The sequence below is a fragment of the Streptomyces sp. YIM S03343 genome (assembly GCF_054729195.1).
The window spans coordinates 1,748,708-1,770,630 of record NZ_JBPUKX010000001.1; the positions used below are offsets into that span (position 1 = coordinate 1,748,708).

Genomic DNA, 21,923 nt, shown 5'->3' on the forward strand with positions numbered 1-21,923 from the left:
CGCACGTCGCTTGGGGCGCAGGCGGCATGGGGCGCAGGCCGCATGGGGCGCAGGCCGCATGGAGCGGGAACCGCTCTCACACCTCCCGCAGCGCCTTGGCCAGCGTGCTGTCACCGGTCACCGGGATCCGCCCGTCCCGCACGGCGTCCAGCACATCCGTCTCCCCCCGGAGAACGGCCGCACAGACACCGGGGTCCAGGACGAGCCGCGCGTCGGGCTCGGTCGGCGCGGGCCCGGCACCGTAGACGGGCCCCTCCTCGCCGCCCAGCCGCAGATGGAAGTCCCCCTCCTCCGACCGCACTTCGACGAGACCGCCCTCATCCGTGACGCGATCCGTGACGCCGTCCATGAGGCGATCCGCGCCGCCCTGCCGCAGCCCCCGCAGCAGCGGGAGCGCGAACCAGTGGGCGCGTACGGCATCGGTGGGCCGCCGCTCTCCCAGCTCGGGCTCGCCCCACTTCCCGAGTGCCTCCAGCACGGGCTGCAACTCGCGCCCGCGAGGCGTGAGTTCGTAGACGAAGACGGCGGCGGGCGGGGCCAGGCGCCGCCGGGTGGCGAGCCCGTCCCGCTCCATGTCCTTCAGCCGCGAGGCGAGCATGTCCGTGCTGACCCCCGGCAGATCGGCGTGCAGGTCCGTGTAGCGGCGCGGCCCGGCGAGCAGCTCCCGGACGATCAGCAGGGTCCAGCGGTCGCCGACGAGGTCGAGCGCACGGGCGGTGGAACAGTACTGGTCGTAGCTTCGGCGAGGTGACATGCGACGCAGTCTAGACAAGATGTTGGACTTTCCAAGCTCCCACTTGGTAAAACCAAGCAAGACCTTTAGCGGAGGGGAAGCGGCGCATGGAGTTCCGGCAGTCCAGCAAGCTCAGCGAAGTCTGTTACGAGATCCGCGGTCCGGTGATCGAGCACGCGGACGCGCTGGAGGCGGCGGGCCACAGCGTGCTCCGCCTGAACACCGGCAACCCGGCACTCTTCGGTTTCGAGGCGCCGGAGGAGATCCTCCAGGACATGATCCGGATGCTCCCGCAGGCTCACGGCTACACGGACTCGCGCGGCATCCTGTCCGCCCGCCGGGCGGTCGCCGGGCGCTACCAGACGCTGGGTCTGGAGGTAGGCGTCGACGACGTGTTCCTGGGCAACGGTGTCTCCGAACTGGTCTCCATGGCCGTACAGGCACTTGTGGAGGACGGCGACGAAGTCCTCATCCCCGCACCGGACTTCCCCCTGTGGACGGCAGTGACGACCCTCGCCGGCGGCAAGGCGGTCCACTACCTCTGCGACGAACAGGCCGACTGGTACCCGGATCTGGACGACATGGCGTCGAAGATCACGGACCGCACCCGCGCCGTGGTCATCATCAACCCCAACAACCCCACGGGCGCGGTCTATCCGATGGAGATCGTCGAGGGCATCCTCGACCTCGCCAGGCGGCACGGCCTGATGGTCTTCGCCGACGAGATCTACGACCAGATCCTCTACGACGACGCCGTGCACCACTCGGTCGCCGCGCTCGCCCCCGACCTGGTCGTCCTCACCTTCTGCGGCCTCTCCAAGACCTACCGCGTGGCGGGCTTCCGCTCGGGCTGGCTGGTGATCACCGGCCCGAAGCAGCACGCGAAGGACTATCTGGAGGGCCTCACCATGCTGGCGTCCATGCGCCTGTGCGCCAACGCGCCCGCGCAGTACGCCATCCAGGCCGCGCTGGGCGGCCGCCAGTCCATCAAGGACCTGACCGCACCGGGCGGCCGGCTCCACGAGCAGCGCACCGTGGCCTGGGAGAAGCTGAACGAGATCCCGGGCGTCTCCTGCGTCAAGCCGAAGGGCGCGCTCTACGCCTTCCCGCGCATCGACCCCAAGATCCACCCCATCCACGACGACGAGAAGTTCGTCCTGGACCTGCTGCTCCGCGAGAAGATCCAGGTGGTCCAGGGCACCGGCTTCAACTGGCCCACCCCGGACCACTTCCGCATCCTCACCCTCCCCCACGCCGAGACCCTGGAGACGGCGATCGGCAGGATCGGGCGCTTCCTCAGCGGATACCGGCAGTAGGGGCAGCCGCGGCGGACCGCCGCACCCCGCCGCCGCACCCCGCCGCCACACCGCGCGGGCACGGCCCGCCGCCACGGCCCGTTGTCAGACCCCGGTCGTAGTCTTCAGACATTGTGGGGTTCAGACATTGCCGGGATCGCGGCCGGGGAGGTGGGCATAGTGGTGCGAGCGCCGAGTGCCGCCCTGCGGCGAGTCATCGACGGTGCCGATCCTGTCAGCGGACGGCTGCGGGGGACCGAGGCTCAGCTTGCGACGCTGGTGAAGCGGGGGCTGGCGTTCCGGCATCCTCGGCCGCCGCACGATCACTTCCTGACGCCCGCAGGGCACCGGATGCGGGAGGCCGTCGCAGAGCCGCCCGTGGCGTCGACGCCGGGCGGCGGCGGGGGCTTCGCCGCGCGGGTCGGGGGCGAGGAGGAGGCCGTGGCGGACGGGCCCGCGCGGGTGCGGGAGGTGCGCAGCGCCTGGGAGGGGCTGCTGGAGCTGCGGCGCATGAGCAACGCGGACGGGGCCAGGGACCGGCCATGCAGGTGGGAGCGTACGCATCTCGTGCGGGCCGCCGCGCTGGCCCTGGAGGCGGCCGGGCATCCGCCTGCCGGGCCCGGCGGCACCGACGGTTACCGGGTGCGCGCCACCTCGCAGCCCGAGGCGGTCGCCGTCTACGCGCCGGAGGGCGAGCCACTGCGCGCCTGCGCGGTCACGCTGGAGCGGGCCGGCTGGCAGGCCGGGGAGCACACCGAGCCGCGGTCAAGAGCGCGATATCTGCTGGCGTCCCCTCGGCGGGTGTGAGCGCATGCCAGGATCAGGGGATCAACGGGGGATCACTCTGTCGTGCACGAGAAGGGGAAGTCGTGAGCGAACCGTATTCCGTCCGTGTGACCGTCCGCGGGTACGAGACCGATGTACAGGGTCACCTCAACCAGGCGGTGTACGTCAACTACGCGGAGCACGCCCGCTGGTCGATGCTCCAGGCGTACGGAGTGAGCCAGGCCCGCCTGATCGGCCGCGGGGTCGGCCCGGTCGCGCTGGAGACCACCATCCGCTACCGCCGTGAACTGCTCGCGGGCGACGAGGTCGACGTGACCTGCGAGTTCGAGTGGGGCGGCGGCAAGACGTTCCGGATCCGCCAGGAGATCCGCAAGACCGACGACGGAACGGTGGCGGCGGAGATCACCGCGGTCGGCGGACTGCTCGACCTTGAGGCGCGGAAGCTCGTCACCGATCCCCGTGAGATCTTCAAGGAGTTGGCGAGCGAACTGGGTCCGTTCGGGCTCTAGGGCCGGTCAGGGCCGGTCAGGGCCAAGGTGGCACCGGGCACGGGTCCGCCGCCGGGATTGCGCAACTCCCTGGTCAGTCCCCGGCGGTGATCCTCGCCAGTCGCTGGGCCTCCGCCCTCGTCGTGCGGGCGATCTCGTCCTCGTCCGCGTGCAGCAGGCGGCCGTTCTCGACGATCTGGCGGCCGTTCACGAACGACGCCGTGACCGGGGCCGCCGCGCCGAGGACCAGGGCGGTCACCGGGTCGGCGATGGAGGCGTGGGCCAGGGTGTCCAGTTTCCAGAGGACCAGGTCGGCGAGCTTGCCGGGTTCCAGTGAGCCGGTGTCGGCGGCACGGCCCAGGACCCGGGCACCGCCGTAGGTGCCGAGACGCAGCGCCTGGCGGGCGGTGAGGGCGGACTCGCGGTGGGCGCCGAGGCGGTTGATGAGCAGGGCGTTGCGCAGTTCGGTGTGCAGTTCGCCCGACTCGTTCGACGCGGTGCCGTCGACACCCAGGCCGACCGGGACCCCGGCGGCCAGCATGTCGGGCACCCGGGCGATACCGGCCGCGAGCCGGGCGTTGGAGGACGGGCAGTGGGCGACACCGGTGCCGGTGCGGGCGAAGGCGGCGATGTCGGAGTCGTTCATATGGACGCAGTGCGCCATCCACACGTCCTCGCCGAGCCAGCCGGTGGACTCGAAGTAGTCGGTCGGACCCATCCCGAACAACTCGTGGCAGAACTTCTCCTCCTCGACGGTCTCCGAGCCGTGCGTGTGCAGCCGCACGCCGAGCCGACGGGCCAACTCCGCGCCCTCGCGGAGGAGTTCGGTGGAGACCGAGAAGGGCGAGCAGGGGGCCACGGCCACCTGGGTCATCGCGTCGGGGGAAGGGTCGTGGTGCCGGTGGACGGTCTCCTCGGTGGCGGCCAGGGCGCCCTCCAGGGTCTCCACGGCGAAGTCGGGCGGCAGTCCGCCGTCCTTCTCGCTGCGGTCCATGGAGCCGCGGGCCAGGGTGAAGCGCACGCCGATCTCATCCGCTGCGCGGATGATCGCGCCGGACAGGTCGCCGGTGCCCTTGGGGAAGACGTAGTGGTGGTCCATGGCGGTCGTCACCCCGCCGCGCGCCATCATCGCGAGCGAGCCCTGCGCCGCGGCGTACACCATCGGCTCGTCGATCCGCGCCCAGGTCGGGTAGAGGGCGACCAGCCAGTCGAAGAGATTGTGGTCGGTGGCCAGGCCCCGGGTGATCCACTGGTAGAAGTGGTGGTGGGTGCTGATCAGCCCGGGCGTGACCAGGTGCCCGGTCGCGTCGATGCGCCGTACGACATCCGCCGGTCCCTCGGGGGCCCTACCCGCTCCGAGCGACTCGATCCGGTTGCCGGAGATGACGACATACCCGCTCGCGTACTCGGTGCCTGCGGGATCGACGGTCGCGATCGCGCAGTTCTCGATCACCGTGCGCTGCGCGCCGGCTGCTGCTGCTGCCATGGCGGTCGGTCCTTCCTCCGGCCTCAGCCGTTCGTCGTCAGTCGTTCCTCGTCAGCCGTTGTCCGTATGCCGTTTTCGCTGTTTTCGCCGTCAGAGATTGGTGAGGTCCGCGGGGATCCTCGCCTCGCAGCCGTCCCGCAGGACGGTGGCCTCGATCAGGCCGTACGGGCGGTCGGCGGCGAAGTAGACCTCGTTGTCGTTCTTCAGCCCGAACGGCGCCAGGTCGACCAGGAAGTGGTGCTTGTTCGGGAGGGAGAAGCGGACCTCGTCGATCTCCTCGCGGTGCTCGATGATCCGCGCGCCCATCTGGTACAGGGTCTGCTGGAGCGAGAGGGAGTAGGTTTCGGCGAACGCCGTGAGCAGGTGCCGTTTCGTCTCCTCGTACGAGGTGTTCCAGTCGGGCATGTCCGCTTCCTCGCCCATCCAGTTGAAGCGCCAGCGGCCGGAGACCTCGGTGGCCAGGACGCGGTCGTACGCCTCGGGGAGCGTCGTGTACTTGTCCTTGACGTAGCCCCAGAACTCCGAGTCGGTCGTGTTCATCACGACAAGGTCCTTGAGCCCCGACACGGCCTCCCACGACGAGCCGTCGTAGGTGATCTGGCCGAGCCGGACCTCCTGCCCCTGCCGTACGAACGAGTGCCCGCCCGCGATGCGCTCCCAGCCGTACTCCTCGATGCGTATGCGCGCCCGGTGGATGGACGGCTGCGAGGTCACGAAGTGCCGGGCGAGGTGGATGCCGAACTGCTCGGCGGACTCGATGCCGTGCTCCTTGGCGAACGCGTACACCGTGTTCTTGGTGGTGTCCGTCGGCAGGACACTGGCGTTGGAGCCGGAGTAGTGGACCTCGTCCATGGCGCCGGAGAGCGAGACGGAGACGTTCAGGTCCTTGATGTGGTGGGTGGCGCCGTCACGGGTGATCCGTACGACGCGGCACTCGGCCTTGCCGTACTGGTTCTGGCCCAGCAGCACGGGGCGGACGGCCCTGGCGGGCGCGGCAGGGCGGGACTGGTCGGTCATGAGCTAGCTCCCTCGGTATACGGAGTAGCCGAACGGGCTGAGCAGCAGCGGCACATGATGATGCTCCCCGGGGCGGACGGCGAAGGCGACGGTCACCTCCGGGAAGAAGACGGCGGCGCCATCGGGGTGTGCGGCCGCCGTCGCCGCGAGATACGGCTCTACGGCGAACTCCAGCCGTACGTGCGTGGTCCCCTGCGGCGGGTCCGGGAGGTCCCGGCATCGGCCGTCCTCGTCGGTCACGGATCCGCCGACCGACTGCCAGCCACCGGAGCCGTCGGCACCGCGCGCGGAGAGCCGGACGGCGACGCCCGGGGCGGGGCGGCCGACGGAGGTGTCCAGGATGTGCGTGGACACGGATGCCTTGCTGGACTTGGTCATGGCCGGGTGTCCTCCGCGGTTTCCGCGAGTCGGGCGAGACGGATGCGGTTGATCCTGCCCAGTTCGGTGCGGACGATCTCCCGTTCCCGCTCCGGTGTGTTGCCGATCCGGGCCTTCGCCGCGTCGCGCATCTGCCCGGCGGTCAAGCCGGTGGCACAGATGAGGAAGACATGGCCGAACCTCTCCTGGTAGGCCAGGTTGAGTTCGAGCATCTCGGCGCGTAGTTCCTCGGAGGCTCCGGCCATGCCGCGCTGCTCGCGAGCGGAAGCGGGGTCGCCCGGGCCGGGGCGGCCGATCGGAGGGTGCCCGGCCATCGCCTCGGCCAGATCGGCACTGGTCAGGGTGGCCATGGCTGCGTCACTGGCGGCGTAGAGGGCCTCGGGGGTGGCGTACGGGCGTGCGGCCAGCAGCCGCTCCGCCCAGGCGGCGGAGGCGCACACTCCGCGGAGCACGGCCCGGGCCGCCTGCTCCTCCAGGGCGTTGAGCCTGGTCAGACCCGGTGGCGGCGTGGTCGTCGAGGTCACGGGCACCTCCTGGTCGTGAGCGGCCGTACGGGACGGGGTGCGGGAACCCGGACACCCTGAAACTGCGGACAGCCAATCCGTACCACCGGACCGGCGTCAACAGGGCCCCACCCACCCAGGAGAGCACGGCATCCTCGGGGCCGGCCTGACCCCGGCGTCTTGACAAGGCGCCACACCCAGCGGGAGCCTGCCAGCAGATTCCGTCAAGCAGAAATACACTTCCACCATATGGAATGAAGGAAGCATGGGACTCGCAGACCAGCGCTTCACCGTCAATCTGTCGATCCTCTTCACGGAACTCCCGCTCCTGGAGCGCCCGGCAGCCGCCGCGGCGGCGGGGTTCGGGGCGATCGAGCTGTGGTGGCCCTGGGTGGGCTCCCCCGTGCCCGAGCGGTCCGCACTCGACTCGCTGTGCAAGGCGATCGAGGACGCCGGTGTCCGGCTCACGGGCCTCAATTTCTATGCCGGGCAGCTTCCCGGGCCCGACCGCGGGGCACTGTCCGTGCCCGGCATGGAGTCCGAGCGGTTCCGGGCCAACATCGACGTCGCCGCGGACTTCGCCGGCTCGCTCGGCTGCCGTGCGCTCAATGCCCTGTACGGCAACCGCGTCGCCGGTGCCGACCCGGCCGAGCAGGACGCGCTGGCCCTCACCAACCTCGCCCTCGCCGCCCGCGCCGCCCATCGCGTCGGCGCGGTGCTGCTGATCGAGGCCCTCAACCGGCCCGAGTCCCCGCACTACCCGCTGGTGTCGGCCCCGGCCGCCGTCGAGGTCGCCGACAGGGTCGACGAGGCGACCGGCCTCGGCAACGCACGCTTCCTGATGGATCTCTACCACCTCGCCATGAACGGCGCCGACCTCCCCTCCGTGATCGACCAGTACGCCTCACGGACCGGCCACGTCCAGATCGCCGACGTCCCCGGCCGCGCCGCCCCCGGCTCCGGGGCGCTGCCGCTCGCCGATCTCGTCGACCGGCTGCGGAAGGCCGGTTACGACGGCTGGGTGGGCCTGGAGTACAAGCCGGGCGACGGGCCGAGCGCCGAGGCGTTCGGGTGGCTGCCCGTAGCCGCCCGCCGACGCGTCGACTCACCGACGTAGCACCACTTTCCGGGCATGCCTCAGTCACCCAGCCACGACCCAGTCGGCAGCCCAGCCACCCAACTGTCCGCCGTCCGCCGTCCGCCGTCAGAGAGGTGACCCCGTCCATGGGTTCGTCCGTGAGCAGTGTTCTCCCCGAGGTCCTCCCCACAGTCGCCTGGATCGGGCTCGGCATCATGGGCTCCCCCATGTCCGAGAACCTGGTCAAGGCGGGCTACGACGTCACCGGCCATACCCTCGAACAGCACAAGCTCGACCGGCTCACCGCCGCGGGCGGCACCGCCACCGGTTCCGTCGCCGAGGCCGTCCGGGACGCCGAGGTGATCATCACGATGGTTCCCGCGTCCCCGCAGGTCGAAGCGATCGCCTACGGCCCCGCCGGCATCCTGGAGAACGCCCGCCCCGGCGCCCTCCTCATCGACATGTCGTCGATCACCCCGCAGACCTCCGTCGATCTGGCCGCCGCCGCGCGGGAGAAGGGGCTACGGGTCCTGGACGCCCCGGTGTCCGGGGGCGAGGCGGGCGCCGTCGAGGCCGTTCTGTCCATCATGGTCGGCGGCGAGCGGGCCGACTTCGATGCGGCCCGGCCGATCTTCGACGTGCTGGGGCGGACCGTCGTCCTGTGCGGTCCGCACGGCGCCGGGCAGACCGTCAAGGCCGCCAACCAGCTCATCGTCGCCGTCAACATCCAGGCGTGCGCCGAGGCCGTGGTCTTCCTGGAGAAGTCCGGGGTCGACCTCCCGGCCGCGTTGGAGGTCCTGGGCGGCGGACTCGCCGGTTCGACGGTGCTCGCGCGCAAGAAGGAGAACTTCCTCCACCGCGACTTCGCGCCCGGCTTCCGGATCGATCTCCATCACAAGGACATGGGGATCGTCACGGACGCCGCCCGGGGCGTGGGTGCGGTGCTGCCGCTGGGGGCCGTTGTCGCCCAGTTGGTGGGGGCGGTCCGGGCGCAGGGGGACGGGGGGCTTGATCACTCGGCGTTGCTGCGAGGGGTCGAGCGCTTGTCCGGAACGGCGGGCTGAGAGTCCGTCGGCGCCGAAGGGCGGCCCGTCCGGCTCAGGACGGGCCGCCCTTCCGTACCACCGGCCGCCCCGTCAGACCTTCAACGTCCTGATCGACGTCGGCGCATGCCCCGGCTCGGTCGCGATCTCCTCGAACTCGACCACGCTCGATATGTCGTTGGTCGTCGACATCGCGATGTTCGTCACCCGCTCCAGGATGGCCTCCACGACCACCGGCACCCGGAGTTCCGAGGCGAGCTTCTTCGCCTGCTCGAAGGCGCCGCCCAGGTCGGCCGGATCGGTCACCCTGATCGCCTTGCAGCCCAGTCCCTCGGCGACCTTGACATGGTCGACGCCGTAGCAGCCCAGCTCGGGCGAGTTGATGTTCTCGAACTCCAGCCTGACCTGGAAATCCATGTCGAACGCCCGCTGTGCCTGCCGGATCAGGCCCAGGTAGGAGTTGTTGACCAGGACGTGTACGTACGGGATCTTGTGCTGGGCCCCGACCGCCAGTTCCTCCATCATGAACTGGAAGTCGTAGTCCCCGGAGAGGCCGACCACCAGCGCCTCCGGATCGGCCGTCGCGACGCCGAGCGCCGCCGGGACGGTCCAGCCGAGCGGGCCCGCCTGGCCGCAGTTGATCCAGTGCCGTGGCCGGTGGACGTGCAGCAGTTGCGCGCCCGCGATCTGGGAGAGGCCGATGGTGGTGACGTACCGGGTCTCGGGGCCGAACGCCTTGTTCATCTCCTCGTAGACCCGCTGCGGTTTGATCGGGATGTCGTCGAAGTGCGTACGACGCTGGAGCCGCGCCCGCTTCTCCTGGGCGGCGGACGCCCAGCCGGAGCGGTCGGGCAGCTCGCCCCGTGCCTTCACCTCCTGTGCCACGGTGACGAGCAGCTCCAGCGCGGCTCCCGCGTCGGAGGCGATGCCGTAGTCCGGGGCGAACACCCGGCCGATCTGCGTGGGTTCGATGTCGACGTGCACGAAGGTCCGGCCCCGTGTGTAGACGTCGAGGCGGCCGGTGTGGCGGTTGGCCCAGCGGTTGCCGATGCCGAGAACGAAGTCGGACTCCAGGAAGGTGGCGTTGCCGTAGCGGTGCGAGGTCTGCAACCCGACCATGCCGGCGTTCAGTTCGTGGTCGTCGGGGATCGTGCCCCAGCCCATCAGCGTCGGTACCACCGGTACGCCGGTCAACTCGGCGAATTCCACGAGGAGTCCGGCCGCGTCGGCGTTGACCACACCACCCCCTGCGACGATCAGGGGACACTCAGAGGCGTTGAGCATCCGCAGCGCCTTCTCGATCTGCGGGCGGGTCGCGACCGGTCGGTGGATGGGGAGGGGCGCGTAGGTCTCCGGGTCGAACTCGATCTCCGTCTGCTGCACATCGAGCGGCAGGTCGATCAGGACCGGACCGGGGCGGCCCGAGCGCATCAGATGGAACGCCTGCTGGAACACCCCGGGCACCTGCGCGGCTTCGAGCACCGTGACCGCGGACTTCGTCACCGGACGGGCGATCGCGGCGATGTCCACGGCCTGGAAATCCTCCTTGTGCAGCACGGCGGTCGGTGCCTGGCCCGTGATGCACAGGATCGGGATCGAGTCGCCGATCGCCGAGTACAGGCCGGTGATCATGTCGGTGCCCGCCGGGCCCGAAGTGCCCACGCACACGCCGATGTTGCCGGGGTGCGCACGGGTGTAGCCCTCGGCCATGTGCGAGGCGCCCTCGACATGGCGGGCGAGGGTGTGGCGGACACCGCCGGACGCCCTCAGCGCCGCGTAGAAGGGGTTGATCGCCGCGCCGGGGACCCCGAACGCGTCCGTGACGCCTTCGCGCCGAAGGATCTCGACTGCCGCTCGGGCAGCGGTCATACGAGCCATGCCGTCCCCTTCGTCATCCTTCACCCAGTCCGTTATTCCATAATACGGAAATTCAATTCTGAGATATGGAAACAACGCCCAATGTAGGAAGGTGCTCACAGGCCGTCAAGAGCGCACGGACCGGCATGGTGCGCAGTACGAACCGGCGTAACGCGTGGCACGAACCGCCCGGGTCCCACCGAACCGGCGGACAAGCCCACCCCGCTGGAGGAACATGGGTCCGCTGTCCGAACGCAATCGCCCCGGGGTTGAGCCATGTCCGAGAGCATGCCGGTGCACTGTCCGGTCTGCCGGCGGGAGCACGTCTACATCGCGCCGGCATATCCCTGCGCCTGCGGCACCCCCGTCCGCCCGCCGCTGGATCCCACCGCAGAACCCGTCACCGTCACCCACCGCACCTGGGACGACGACTGGGTCACCCTGCGCTGCCCGTCCTGCGACGGCCTCACCCCGTGGCCGCACCCGGAACTGGGCTGCCCCTGCGGCACCGTGCTGCGCATCCCGGTACTGCTCCCGGGCTCCCCGCAGTCACCGGAACCGGAACCCGGGTCGTCCTCCCCCGACCACACCACCCGCGCCGCCGTCACCGCCGTCACGCAGTATCTGCACCGGCTCGGCCACGACGACATACGTCAGGCGGACGAGCCCCCGCCGACCGGTGTCTCCCTCACCGCCCCCGGACTGCTCGCCCGCGTCGACCCGAGTCTGCGCCCGGTCGCCCTGCGCGACGTGGAGTGCCTGTGGCTCACGGCGATGACGGAGTCGGCGGACTGCGTCTGCTTCTCCCTCGCCGGTTACGCCGAGGACGCCCGCAGCCGCGCGGACTCCCTCGGCATCCCGCTCTTCCGGCTGGACCTGCTGGACCTCACGGGCACCCCGCAGCCCGTCAACGACCCCGCGGACGAACTCCACGCGAACGCCCGCCGCAAACGCCAGTGAGTGGCAACAGGCGGCGCCTCCCCCCGCCTCAGCCCTCCCCGACCGCCCCCTGCCGCAGCTCCACCTTCCGCACCTTCCCCGACACCGTCATCGGGAAGGACTCCAGGATCCGCAGCCTGCTCGGGATCTTGTAGTGCGCCAACCGCCCCTCGCAGAACGCCCGCAGTTCCTCCAGCGTCAGCGGGTCCGCGGGGTCGCGCGGGATGACGCAGGCCAGCACCTCCTCGCCGTATCTCTCGTGCGGCACCCCGACCACCTGGACGTCCCGGATGCGGGGGTGGGCGTAGAGGAACTCCTCTATCTCGCGCGGGTAGACGTTCTCGCCGCCCCGGATGATCATGTCCTTGATCCGGCCGACGATCTCGGCGTACCCGTCCTCACGCATCACCGCGAGGTCCCCGGTGTGCATCCAGCGGCCGGGGTCGATGGCCTCGGCGGTCTTCTCGGGCTCGTTCCAGTAGCCGAGCATGACGCTGTAGCCGCGGGTGCACAGCTCGCCGGGGACACCGCGGGGCTGGGTGGTGCCGTCGACCGGGTCGACGATCTTGACCTCGATGTGTGGCAGCACGCGGCCGACGGTGCCGGTGCGGTGCTCCAGGTCGTCGTCCATCCGGGTCTGCAGGGAGACCGGGGAGGTCTCGGTCATGCCGTAGCAGATGGACACCTCGGCCATGTGCATCTCGGTGACGACCCGCTTCATCACCTCCACCGGGCAGGGTGAGCCCGCCATGATGCCGGTGCGCAGCGAGGAGAGGTCGTACGTCGCGAAGTCGGGGAGGTTCAGCTCCGCGATGAACATGGTCGGCACGCCGTACAGCGAGGTGCAGCGCTCCTGTTGCACCGCCACCAGGCTGGCCCTCGGGTCGAAGGACGGCGCCGGGATCACCATGCAGGCGCCGTGCGAGGTGGCCGCCAGATTGCCCATCACCATGCCGAAGCAGTGGTAGAAGGGCACCGGGATGCACACCCGGTCCTGCTCGGTGTAGGCGATCAACTCGCCCACGAAATAGCCGTTGTTGAGGATGTTGTGGTGGGAGAGGGTGGCGCCCTTGGGGAAGCCCGTGGTGCCCGAGGTGTACTGGATGTTGATCGGGTCGTCGCAGGACAACTGGGCCTCGCGTGCGGCGAGTTGTCCGGTGAGGTCGGCGGTTCCGCGGGCGGTGAAGGCGTCCCAGCCGGGGTCGCCGATGTAGACGGTCTCTCTCAACTGCGGGCAGTTGCCGCGCACTTCCTCGACCATCGCGCGGTAGTCGCTGGTCTTGTGGCTGAGGGAGGCGAACAGCAGCGAGATTCCGGCCTGTTTGAGGACGTACTCCACCTCGTGGGTGCGGTAGGCCGGGTTGATGTTCACCATGATCGCGCCGACGCGTGCGGTGGCGTACTGGACGAGCACCCACTCGGGGCAGTTGACCGCCCAGATGCCCACCCGGTCGCCCTTGGCGACGCCGTCGGCGAGCAGCGCGCACGCCAGTTTCTCGACGTCGGCGGCGAACTGCGCGTAGGTCCAGCGCCGTCCGGAGGGCACGTCGACCAGTGCCTCGCGGTCCGGCCAGGCCGCAACGGCCCGGGCCAGGTCGGCGCCGATGGTGTCACCGAGCAGGACGGTCCGGCTGGTCCCATGGGTGTAGGAGAGGCCGCTCACCGGCTGGGCGCCGTCCGCCAGTTCACTCACCGGCTGGGCGCCGTGGGTGGGTTCGCTCATCGGCGGTACGCCGGGGGCCAGTTCACTCATCGGAAGTCCTCCTCGCGGTACTCGTTGTCGGAGCCGTGCTCGGTGGCCTCGCGCAGTTCGATCCGGCGGATCTTGCCGGAGACGGTCTTGGGCAGGGGGGCGAACTCGATGCGGCGGACCCGCTTGTAGGGCGCGAGGGTCTGGCGGGAGTGCTCGAAGAGCACCTTCGCCGTGTCCGGTCCCGGCTCCCAGCCCTCGGCGAGGACGACATACGCCTTCGGGACGGCCGCCCGCAGCTCGTCCGGCGCGGGCACCACGGCGGCCTCGGCGACGGCCTCGTGCTCCAGCAGGGCGCTCTCCAGCTCGAATGGAGAAATCTTGTAGTCCGAGGCCTTGAAAACCTCGTCACGCCGGCCCACGTAGGTGATGTAGCCGTCGGCGTCGCGGGAGCCGATGTCGCCGGTGCGGTAGTAGCCGCCGGCCATGGCCTCGGCGGTGCGGTCGGCGTCGCCGTGATAGCCGGCCATGACACCGACCGGGCGGTCCGCGAGGTCGAGCGCGATCTCACCCTCGCCGGCGCCGGGAGCGCCGGTGACCGGGTCGAGGAGGACGACGCGGTAGCCGGGGCTGGGGCGGCCCATGGACCCGGTCTTGAGGGGCTGGCCGGGGCTGTTGGAGACCTGGACGGCGGTCTCGGTCTGGCCGAAGCCGTCCCGGATGGTGACCCCCCAGGCCCGCCGGACCTGCTCGATGACCTCGGGGTTCAGCGGCTCGCCCGCGGCGACGACCTCCCGGGGCGGGGTGCGCAGCTGGCCGAGGTCGGCCTGGATGAGCATGCGCCAGACGGTGGGCGGGGCGCAGAAGCTCGTCACTCCCGCCCGTTCCATCTCGGCCATCAGCCGGGCGGCGTCGAAGCGCGTGTAGTTGTGGATGAAGACGGTCGCCTCGGCGTTCCACGGGGCGAACAGATTGGACCAGGCGTGCTTGGCCCAGCCGGGCGAGGAGATGTTGAGGTGGACGTCGCCGGGCCTGAGGCCGATCCAGTACATGGTGGCGAGGTGGCCGACGGGGTACGAGATGTGGGTGTGCTCGACCAGCTTGGGGCGGGCGGTGGTGCCGGAGGTGAAGTAGAGCATCAGCGGGTCGTCGGCGAGGGTCTCACCATCGGGGAAGAACTCGGCGGGGGCGTCGTACGCGTCCTCGTACCGCTGCCAGCCCTCCGGGGCGCCGCCCACGGCGATACGGGTGTAGTCGCCGGGCACGTCGTCGAACTTCGCGGTGTCCGCGGTGCGCACCAGCACATGCCGCACCCGGCCGCGCTCGACGCGGTCGCGCAGATCGGCGGGGCCGAGCAGCGGGGTGGCGGGGATGACGACGGCACGCAGTTTCATCGCGGCCAGCGCCGTCTCCCACAGCTCGGTCTGGTTGCCGAGCATGACGAGGAGGCGGTCCTCGGGCCGTACGCCGCTCTCGCGCAGCCAGTTCGCGACCTGGTCGGAGCGTTCGGCCATCCGGGCGAAGGAGACCTTGGTCTCGGTGCCGTCCTCCTCCACGATGTGCAGGGCGGTGCGATCGTTTCCGGCCGCGATGACGTCGAACCAGTCGAGCGCCCAGTTGAAGCGCTCGGGGCGGGGCCAGGAGAAGCCCTGGTAGGCCGTGGCATAGTCCTCGCGGTGTTCCAGCAGGAAGTCCCGTGCCCTGCGGAAGAGGTCCGTCGCCGTGGTCATCTGTCCTCTTTTCCGGTGGTTCGCGGTGTTGCGCGGTGGCTCCACGATGCGTCCGCGGTGGCTCCGCGATGCGTCCGCGGTGGTTCCGCGATGCGTCCGCGGTGGCTCCGCGGCGGTCTCGCGGCGGTCTCACGGTGGTTTCGCGGTGGTTTGCCTGGGGGCGCTGCGGTCGTTGCCCCGGTGGCTCACTCCTCCTCGGTGCCGGGCCATTGCCGGGCGGCTCTCTGCCATCGTGTAATCCGTGATGCAGGTCTCACCACCCCCGAACGGGGGTGTGGCCCGCCGGGAAGGGGCGATCAGGTGGCGGCAGACGCGGTGGGGACGGTGGAGATCCGGGGTGCGCTGGCCCGGTTGCGGCGCACGACGGGGCTCCCGGTCGCCTTCGGCGGCCTGATGGAGAACGGCCGGGGGCTGATGCGCATCAGCGAGCTGAGCGGCACGGCCACCTGCTCGCTGCTGTCGCTCGCGGTGGTCTCGGGCAACGGACTGGGCGGCAAGGCGGTCGCACTCGCCCGGCCGTGCGCGGTGACCGACTACTCGACGTCACGGCAGATCAGCCACGAGTACGACATCCCGGTCGCGGTCGAGGGCCTCCACTCGGTGCTCGCCGTCCCGGTCGTCGTACGGCGCCGGGTCCGCGGCGTCCTCTACGGCGCCCTGCGCGCGGCCCAGCCGCTGGGCGACCGCACGCTGAGCGCTGCGGTGGAGGTGGCGCGGGACGTGGAGCAGGCGCTCGTGGTCCGGGACGAGGCGTGCGGGCTGCTGGCGGCGGCCCATCCTCCGCCGGGGTCCGGAGCGGCCTGGGAGCAGGTGCGTGAGGCGCACGCCGCGCTACGGGCGCTGGCCCCGCGGATCGGGGACCGGACGCTGCGGACCGAGCTGCTGGAGGCGTGCGGGCTCCTCACGTCCGGTCCCCCGGTGGCCGAGGTGCCGCTCGCGCCGCGTGAGGTGGATGTCCTGGCCTGTGTGGCGGCGGGTTCGACGAACGCGGTGGCAGCCGAGCGGCTGGGGCTTCGGCCGGAGACGGTGAAGGGCTATCTGCGCTCGGCGATGCGCAAGCTGGGCGCTCACACCCGGGGGGAGGCGGTGGCGGTGGCCCGGCGGGCGGGGGCGCTGCCGTAGCGGCGGGCGGCGAGGGACCGAAAGTCCTGGATTCCGGGTGGGGCGGAGCGGGGTTTTTGGGTTTCGGGCGAGGTCGCGGTGCCGTAGGGTTCCGGCTCACGGCGGTGCCGTGGTCTTCGGGTCACGGCAGGACCGGGCGTTCCGGGCGGCAAGGGTCTGACGACAGGCCTTTAGGGTGCCGCGGGGTTCCAGCGGCGACGATGCCGTGGAATCCCGGTGGCAGAGGCGTCGGCGGCGCCGTGGATCCGTTGCCGCCGGCACCGGATCCACCGGCTGTCGTAGCCCCACCGACCTGTCGTAGCCACCACCTGATGCAGCCGCCGCCCGTCGGAGCCGCCGGAGCCGCTGCCGCCGGCCCCACTGCCCGCCCCGCGGCCAAACATTCGTCCGCACCCCGAATTTCTCTCATCCGACCCGTTGTTATTTCCCTCACCAAGCCATCTGTCCGAATTTCACGGAGCAGTTGCCTAGAATTTGCCCCGGACACGACACACGGAGGGGAGCGGTGACCGTGCGACGGGACTTCCAGGAGCCTGCCCGATGCCGCCCCGACCTGGTCATCGGCCGGGAGGAGCTGTTCTCGGCGGCACGGGAGCAGCTCGCCCGAGGGGGCAGTGTGCTGCTGCACGGCCCCGCCGGAATAGGAAAGTCGACAGTCCTGCGGGCATTGGCCACGGAATACGGCGCCGCCGCGCGCGTCTTGCGGTGCTCGGCCACGGAGTCCGAATCCCATCTCCCCTTCCTCGCGCTCGCCGACCTGCTGGGCCTCGTCCTCGACGAGGTGTCCGGACGGCTGCCCGCCGCACAGCGCACCGCGCTGGAGTCGGCCCTCACCGGACGCGGCGAGTCCACCCTGCAGCGCGACGGTCTCGCCCTGCGGCTCGCGGTGCTGTCCGCGCTGCGCGCGCTCGCCGTGCGGGGGCCCGTTCTGGTCGTGGCGGACGACCTCCAGTGGCTCGACCCGGCCAGCGCCGAACTGCTCGGTTTCGCCGCCCGCCGGCTCGGCGACACACCGGTGCAGTTGCTGGCCGCGGTCCGGACCGAGGGCCAGGAGTACGACCGTCACCTACGCGCGTCACCCCCCGACACCCTTGCCGTCCGGCTCGGCCCGCTCTCCCGCGCCCAGGTCTCCGCGTTCCTGGAACACCGCGGCTACGGCGGCCTGTCCCGCTCCACGGTCCGCGACATCCACCGCACCAGCGGCGGCAACCCGCTGTTCGCCCTGGAGCTGGGCCGCGCCCTCGCGGAGAGCCCCACCCCGCCGCGCCCGGGCGAGCCGCTGCCGGTGCCGACCTCGCTGCGCGCCCTGGTGCTCAGCCGGCTCGACCTGCTCTCGGTCGAGGCCCGCCGCACCCTGCTGGTGGCCAGCGCGGGTGCGAGACCCACGGCGGCGCTGCTCCAGGCCGCCGGGCGGGCGAACGCCGAGGCGGAGTGCGCGCAGGCCGCCGAGCTGGGGCTGCTGGCGACCGAGCCGGAGGGGCCGACGGTCCGGTTCGCCCACCCGCTGATCTCCGCCGCCCTCTACGCGGAGGCCCCCGCCCATGAGCGGCGCGCCGCGCACGCCGCGCTGTCCACCGCCGCCCCCGACCCCATAGAACGCGCCCGGCATCTCGCGCTCGCCACCACCGGCACCGACCCGGAGACCGCCGCCCGCCTCGCCGAGGCCGCCGCGGCGGCCCGGGACCGCGGGGCGCCCTCGGTGGCCGCCCAGCTCGGACTCCTCGCCGCCCGGCACACCCCCGCCGAGGACACACCGAGCCCCGACGAACGGCGGCTCCAGGCGGCCGAGGACGCCATCACCGCGGGCGAGGTGGACCTGGCCCGTGACATCGCCCGGGACGTGCTGACCCGGGCCACCGTGCCCGCGGACCGGGTGCGGGCCTGGATCATCGTGATCGACACGGCCGGTCACACCATGTCGGAGGTCGACGCGGTCTTCCCGCAGGCCCTCGCCGACGCGGGCGACGACCCCCGGCTGCTCGCGCTGGTCCACTACCAGCTCGCCTGGCGGGCGTTGATCGTGGAGGGCGACTTCACCGAGGCCCGCGAGGCCGCCGCGCACGCGGCGCAGCTCGCCGAACGCGGCGGCGACCGGCGCACCGAACTCCTCGCCCTCGCCTTCCAGGCGCAGACCGAGACCCTGATGGGCCACCCCGACGCCCCCGCCACCATCAGGCGCGCCCTCAAAGAGCCCCAGGACCCCAAGGTGGCCTGCCATCACAACGGCGCGGGCTCGGCCCGGTTCCGGTGGCTGGTGATGAGCGACCAGCTCGCCGAGGCCCGCGCCGCCATCAGCACCCTGCTGCGCGAGGTGCGGCGGCGCGGGTCGGTGGAGAGCGAGGTGCACTTCCTGCGCGGTCTGGCCGAGACCGAGCTGCGCTCCGGGCACTGCGGCCGCGCCCTCGATCTCGCCCGCGAGGGGCTGCGGCTGGCCCGTGACTCCGGGATCGGCGAGACCGCCTCCGCCATGCTCACCTCGCTCGCCGAGGCCTCCGGCGGGGACGTCGACCGGGCGCTCGTGCTGGCCCGGGAGGCGGTGGAGCACGCCGAGGAGGACGGCGACCAGATGTATCTGTCGCGGGCCCTGGGCGCCCTCGGCCACGCCCAGCTGGTCGCCGGTGACGCGGCGGGCGCGGTGCGCTCGCTGCGCCGGGTGCGGGAGCTGGAGCAGCACCTTGGCATCACCGACCCGGCCCGCGGCCGCTGGCACGGCGACCTCGCCGAGGCCCTGGTGCGGATCGGCGAGAGCGCCGAGGCGCAGGACGTCATCGACGTCACCCGCGAACACGCGCTGCGGCTGGAGCGTGAGAGCGTGCTCGCCGTACTCGACCGCGCGGAGGCGCTGGTGCGTGCGGCAGGCGGCGAACATGACGCAGCCGTCGCCCAGTTGACGTCAGCTCAGGACCGGCTCGGCAAGCTGGGCTACGGCCTGGAGGAGGCGCGGGCCGCCTTCGCGCTGGCCCAGCTCCGCACCGGGCGGCCCGGACCGACGGCGTACGACGAGGCGGCGCGGCTGTTCCGGCGCTGCCGGGCGCTGCCCTGGCTGCGCCAGGTGGACGCCACGGTCACCGCGGCCGTCGCGGGTCCGCCCGCCCCGGCGGCGCCCGCACCCGCCACGCTCGACGCGCTGGAGGGGCTGGCCGCGATGGAGCGTCAGGTCGCCGCGCTCGTCATGGAGGGCGCCACCAACCGGGAGATCGCCGCCCGCCTGTTCATCAGCGTCAAGACGGTCGAGGCCACGCTGACCCGGGTCTACCGCAAGCTCGGCATCCGCTCCCGGGTGGACATCGTCCGCCTGGCGGCGGGGCGCCGCCCGAAGTAACGGCGGCGGGAGTTTACTTCCGACCACCGGACACGCGACACATCAGACAGGCGACACACCGGACAGGCGACACACCGGACACCCGCCCCACCAGGACACACGACGAGCGCAAGGGCCGAACGTCCCCGAACCCGGGCCGGATAGAGGGTTTTCCCTGCCCCGTACCCCTAGGGGGTTCCCTCATTGGGAGGTGGAGGTTCCGGGTCCTAGCGTATGCGACATGCCGCTCGCCCGGGCATGACGGGGACCGGTCCCGCGGTCCCCGTACAGCACGCTCCCCCACACCCGCGCGTCCCCCCACCGGCAACCCCCACGAGGAGACCCATGTTCGGGATCGACCGCGCAAGAAAGACCGCCGCCGTCCTGGCGGCGACCGCCGCAGCCACGGCGACCGCACTGCTCAGCGCCCCCACCGCTGAGGCCGCCCCGGAGCCCATCGTGGGCGGCACGACCACCACGACGACCGCGTACCCGTTCATGATGCAGATCACGGACTCGTCCGGCAGCCAGTTCTGCGGCGGCACCCTGGTCGCGGCCAAGAAGGTCGTGACCGCCGCCCACTGTATGGTCGGCGAGACCACCAGCAGCGTCCGCGTGGTCGGCGGCCGCACCTATCTCAACGGCACCAACGGCACGGTCAGCAGGGTCAGCAAGATCTGGATCAACCCGAACTACACGGACGCCACCAACGGCGACGACGTGGCCGTGCTGACCCTGTCGACGTCGATGTCGTACACACCGGCGTCGTACGTCTCCGCCTCGGACACCGGTGTGTACGCGGCCGGCACCACCGCCCGGGTGCTCGGCTGGGGCACGACGTCCGAGAACGGCAGCTCCTCCAACCAGCTTCGGACGGCGACGGTGCCGATCGTGTCCGACTCCAGCTGCAGCAGCAGCTACGGCTCCGACTTCGTCGCGAGCGACATGGTGTGCGCCGGATACTCCTCCGGCGGCGTAGACACCTGCCAGGGCGACAGCGGCGGTCCCCTGCTCATCGGGGGCGTCCTGGCAGGGATCACTTCCTGGGGCGAGGGGTGCGCGGAGGCGGGGTACCCGGGTGTCTACACCCGGCTGACCACGTTCTCCGGCCTCGTGACCACACAGGTCAACTCCTGACCCAGTGAACCGCCCGAGCAGGTCTCGGGCCAGTGCCGGGGGGCGTTGCGGGCTTCCACGAGCAGCCCGCAACGCCCCCCCTCTCCATGTCCGCGCCCGTGTGCATGTCCGTCTCCTTGTGGATGTCCTCATCGCCGTACGACAGTCCCGAACCGGACCCCGTGCCCGCCCCCGGGATGCATCACCGAGAGCATCCGCTCCCCCTCCGCCACCACGGCGTCCCGCCGCCGCGCGGTGAGGTCGGCGAAGCTCTCGACGACGAGAGAGTCGTCGGTGAGCCGCCACACGCCCGCCAGGAAACCGTCGACCAGGAGCGTCGGATACACCGTGTTCGCCTGCCAGTGGCGCCCGCGGTACTCGGCCGGCACGACCCGGGTCCGGTCGGCGTGGGAGAGGAGCAGGTTGTCGAACTCGGGGAGGAAGCGGGGCGGGGCGGGAGTGTCCGGGCCGGGGCGGGGTGCGTCGGGGAGGTCGTACAGCTCGGTGCCGTCCGGGGCGCGGAAGGCGACGAGGCGGGGCCGGAGCCGCCGGAAGACCTCACGCAGCCGGGTCAGCCCCGACCAGGTCTGCGCGTCCTTGACGGAGGCGGGCCCGAAGGCGCCGAGGTAGCGCAGGACGAGCGCGTCCAGCGCTTCCGGTCCGGGCTCGTCGGCGGGGCGCCCCAGCCACTGCTCCGCGGTGGTCAGGGCCACCTGGCCGCTGCGGCCCCACAGCCCGCGCGGGGTCACCTGGACCAGCGGCAGCAGACAGCGAGCGGCCACGCCGAGGGCCTGCGGGTCGGCGCCGGGCCACTCGGCGAGCAGGGCGTCACGCAGCTGCCCCATGGTGCGCGGCTCGGCCTCGACCAGGTCCCGGGCGAGCGCGGCAAGGCGGTCGAGGTCGACACCGGTGAGTCCGGAACGGAAGAGCCTCAGCTCCCGGGTCCGGGCGGGCTGGACCAGCGGCCGCAGGGTGAGGCAGTCGTCGGCGGTGTGGGTGTGGATCGTGGAGCGCAGGGTGACGATACGGGCGACCTCGCGGTCGGCCATGAGCGCCGAGAGCAGTTCGGGGGCGAAGCCGTCGAGGCGGGCGGCGAGGGCGTAGTAGGGCGGCTTGACGTTCTGCGCCTGGAGCCCGAGCAGATGCCCGACGGCGTCCTTGGCGGAGAGGGCACGCGGGGGCGTGCGGCGCAGGAGGAGCTGCCGGTCGAGGGTCGCGCGGTTGAGGGCGCGCAGGTCGAGCCGGGGTGCCGCCGAGTCGGTCATGCTCACCACGCTACGGCGGCATGCGGACACCCACTGTCCGCAACCCGGCACCAGCGACCGCCGCCCGCACTCCGCACCGAGCCTGAATGTCGTTTT

Annotated in this window: 18 protein-coding genes; 9 read left to right on the forward strand and 9 right to left on the reverse strand. The window is 71.5% G+C overall.

The genetic code is table 11. From position 1 onward, the window contains the following. Positions 1-76: 76 nt before the first annotated feature. Positions 77-754, reverse strand: a complete 678-nt coding sequence (locus ACSYGN_RS07685; RefSeq protein WP_460393211.1) for a winged helix-turn-helix transcriptional regulator — start codon at positions 752-754, stop codon at positions 77-79. 86 nt (positions 755-840) lie between these two features. Here ACSYGN_RS07685 and ACSYGN_RS07690 point away from each other — a divergent pair, with 86 nt between their 5' ends. The 3 genes from ACSYGN_RS07690 (at position 841) to ACSYGN_RS07700 (ending at position 3,323) form a co-directional block, all read left to right on the forward strand. Then, positions 841-2,049, forward strand: coding sequence for a pyridoxal phosphate-dependent aminotransferase (locus tag ACSYGN_RS07690; RefSeq protein ID WP_460393213.1), 1,209 nt, complete (start codon positions 841-843; stop codon positions 2,047-2,049). 159 nt (positions 2,050-2,208) lie between these two features. Beyond that, on the forward strand, positions 2,209-2,835 hold the full coding sequence (locus tag ACSYGN_RS07695; protein ID WP_460393215.1) for a hypothetical protein: 627 nt from the start codon (positions 2,209-2,211) through the stop codon (positions 2,833-2,835). Between the two features lie 62 nt (positions 2,836-2,897). Further along, complete coding sequence (locus ACSYGN_RS07700) at positions 2,898-3,323, forward strand: acyl-CoA thioesterase (RefSeq protein ID WP_460393217.1); 426 nt, start codon at positions 2,898-2,900, stop codon at positions 3,321-3,323. 73 nt (positions 3,324-3,396) lie between these two features. Here ACSYGN_RS07700 and ACSYGN_RS07705 read toward each other — a convergent pair whose 3' ends face one another. From ACSYGN_RS07705 to uraD, 4 genes are all read right to left on the reverse strand, one after another. Next, positions 3,397-4,788, reverse strand: coding sequence for an 8-oxoguanine deaminase (locus ACSYGN_RS07705; protein WP_460393219.1), 1,392 nt, complete (start codon positions 4,786-4,788; stop codon positions 3,397-3,399). Positions 4,789-4,878: 90 nt separating this feature from the next. After that, positions 4,879-5,805: a factor-independent urate hydroxylase gene (pucL, locus tag ACSYGN_RS07710; protein ID WP_460393221.1), complete on the reverse strand. Its 927-nt coding sequence runs from the start codon at positions 5,803-5,805 to the stop codon at positions 4,879-4,881. 3 nt (positions 5,806-5,808) lie between these two features. Next, entirely contained in the window at positions 5,809-6,183 is a 375-nt protein-coding gene (gene uraH, locus ACSYGN_RS07715; protein WP_460393223.1) for a hydroxyisourate hydrolase, read from the reverse strand. After that, on the reverse strand, positions 6,180-6,707 hold the full coding sequence (uraD, locus tag ACSYGN_RS07720) for a 2-oxo-4-hydroxy-4-carboxy-5-ureidoimidazoline decarboxylase (protein ID WP_460393225.1): 528 nt from the start codon (positions 6,705-6,707) through the stop codon (positions 6,180-6,182). The genes uraH and uraD overlap by 4 nt, the downstream gene beginning before the upstream one ends. 244 nt (positions 6,708-6,951) lie before the next feature. Between uraD and ACSYGN_RS07725 the strand changes: the two genes are divergently transcribed. Both ACSYGN_RS07725 and ACSYGN_RS07730 read left to right on the forward strand, forming a co-directional pair. After that, the gene (locus ACSYGN_RS07725) at positions 6,952-7,803 is read left to right on the forward strand and encodes a TIM barrel protein (protein WP_460393227.1); all 852 of its coding nucleotides are present in this window, start codon (positions 6,952-6,954) and stop codon (positions 7,801-7,803) included. A 119-nt stretch (positions 7,804-7,922) separates the two neighbouring features. Continuing rightward, positions 7,923-8,828: a 2-hydroxy-3-oxopropionate reductase gene (locus ACSYGN_RS07730; protein WP_460393229.1), complete on the forward strand. Its 906-nt coding sequence runs from the start codon at positions 7,923-7,925 to the stop codon at positions 8,826-8,828. Positions 8,829-8,900: 72 nt separating this feature from the next. Here the strand turns inward: ACSYGN_RS07730 and gcl are convergent, their stop codons facing one another. Then, positions 8,901-10,685 carry a glyoxylate carboligase gene (gcl, locus tag ACSYGN_RS07735; protein ID WP_460393230.1) on the reverse strand — a complete coding sequence of 595 codons (1,785 nt, stop codon included), beginning with the start codon at positions 10,683-10,685 and terminating at the stop codon, positions 8,901-8,903. 255 nt (positions 10,686-10,940) lie between these two features. On the opposite strand from gcl, the gene ACSYGN_RS07740 reads away from it, so the two are divergent. After that, on the forward strand, positions 10,941-11,624 hold the full coding sequence (locus ACSYGN_RS07740) for a hypothetical protein (RefSeq protein ID WP_460393231.1): 684 nt from the start codon (positions 10,941-10,943) through the stop codon (positions 11,622-11,624). 28 nt (positions 11,625-11,652) lie between these two features. Here ACSYGN_RS07740 and ACSYGN_RS07745 read toward each other — a convergent pair whose 3' ends face one another. Beyond that, entirely contained in the window at positions 11,653-13,356 is a 1,704-nt protein-coding gene (locus tag ACSYGN_RS07745) for an AMP-binding protein (protein ID WP_460393233.1), read from the reverse strand. After that, positions 13,353-15,023 (reverse strand): AMP-binding protein, encoded by a 1,671-nt coding sequence (locus ACSYGN_RS07750; RefSeq protein WP_460393235.1) that lies wholly within the window; start codon positions 15,021-15,023, stop codon positions 13,353-13,355. The genes ACSYGN_RS07745 and ACSYGN_RS07750 overlap by 4 nt, the downstream gene beginning before the upstream one ends. 300 nt (positions 15,024-15,323) lie before the next feature. Between ACSYGN_RS07750 and ACSYGN_RS07755 the strand changes: the two genes are divergently transcribed. The 3 genes from ACSYGN_RS07755 to ACSYGN_RS07765 all read left to right on the forward strand — a co-directional run bounded on the left by ACSYGN_RS07755 (position 15,324) and on the right by ACSYGN_RS07765 (position 20,583). Beyond that, entirely contained in the window at positions 15,324-16,145 is an 822-nt protein-coding gene (locus ACSYGN_RS07755; protein WP_460393237.1) for a helix-turn-helix transcriptional regulator, read from the forward strand. A 505-nt stretch (positions 16,146-16,650) separates the two neighbouring features. Next, positions 16,651-19,467 (forward strand): helix-turn-helix transcriptional regulator, encoded by a 2,817-nt coding sequence (locus ACSYGN_RS07760; protein ID WP_460393239.1) that lies wholly within the window; start codon positions 16,651-16,653, stop codon positions 19,465-19,467. 324 nt (positions 19,468-19,791) lie between these two features. Then, entirely contained in the window at positions 19,792-20,583 is a 792-nt protein-coding gene (locus tag ACSYGN_RS07765) for a S1 family peptidase (RefSeq protein ID WP_460393241.1), read from the forward strand. 128 nt (positions 20,584-20,711) lie between these two features. Here ACSYGN_RS07765 and ACSYGN_RS07770 read toward each other — a convergent pair whose 3' ends face one another. Next, positions 20,712-21,827: a winged helix DNA-binding domain-containing protein gene (locus tag ACSYGN_RS07770; protein WP_460393243.1), complete on the reverse strand. Its 1,116-nt coding sequence runs from the start codon at positions 21,825-21,827 to the stop codon at positions 20,712-20,714. Positions 21,828-21,923: the final 96 nt, after the last annotated feature.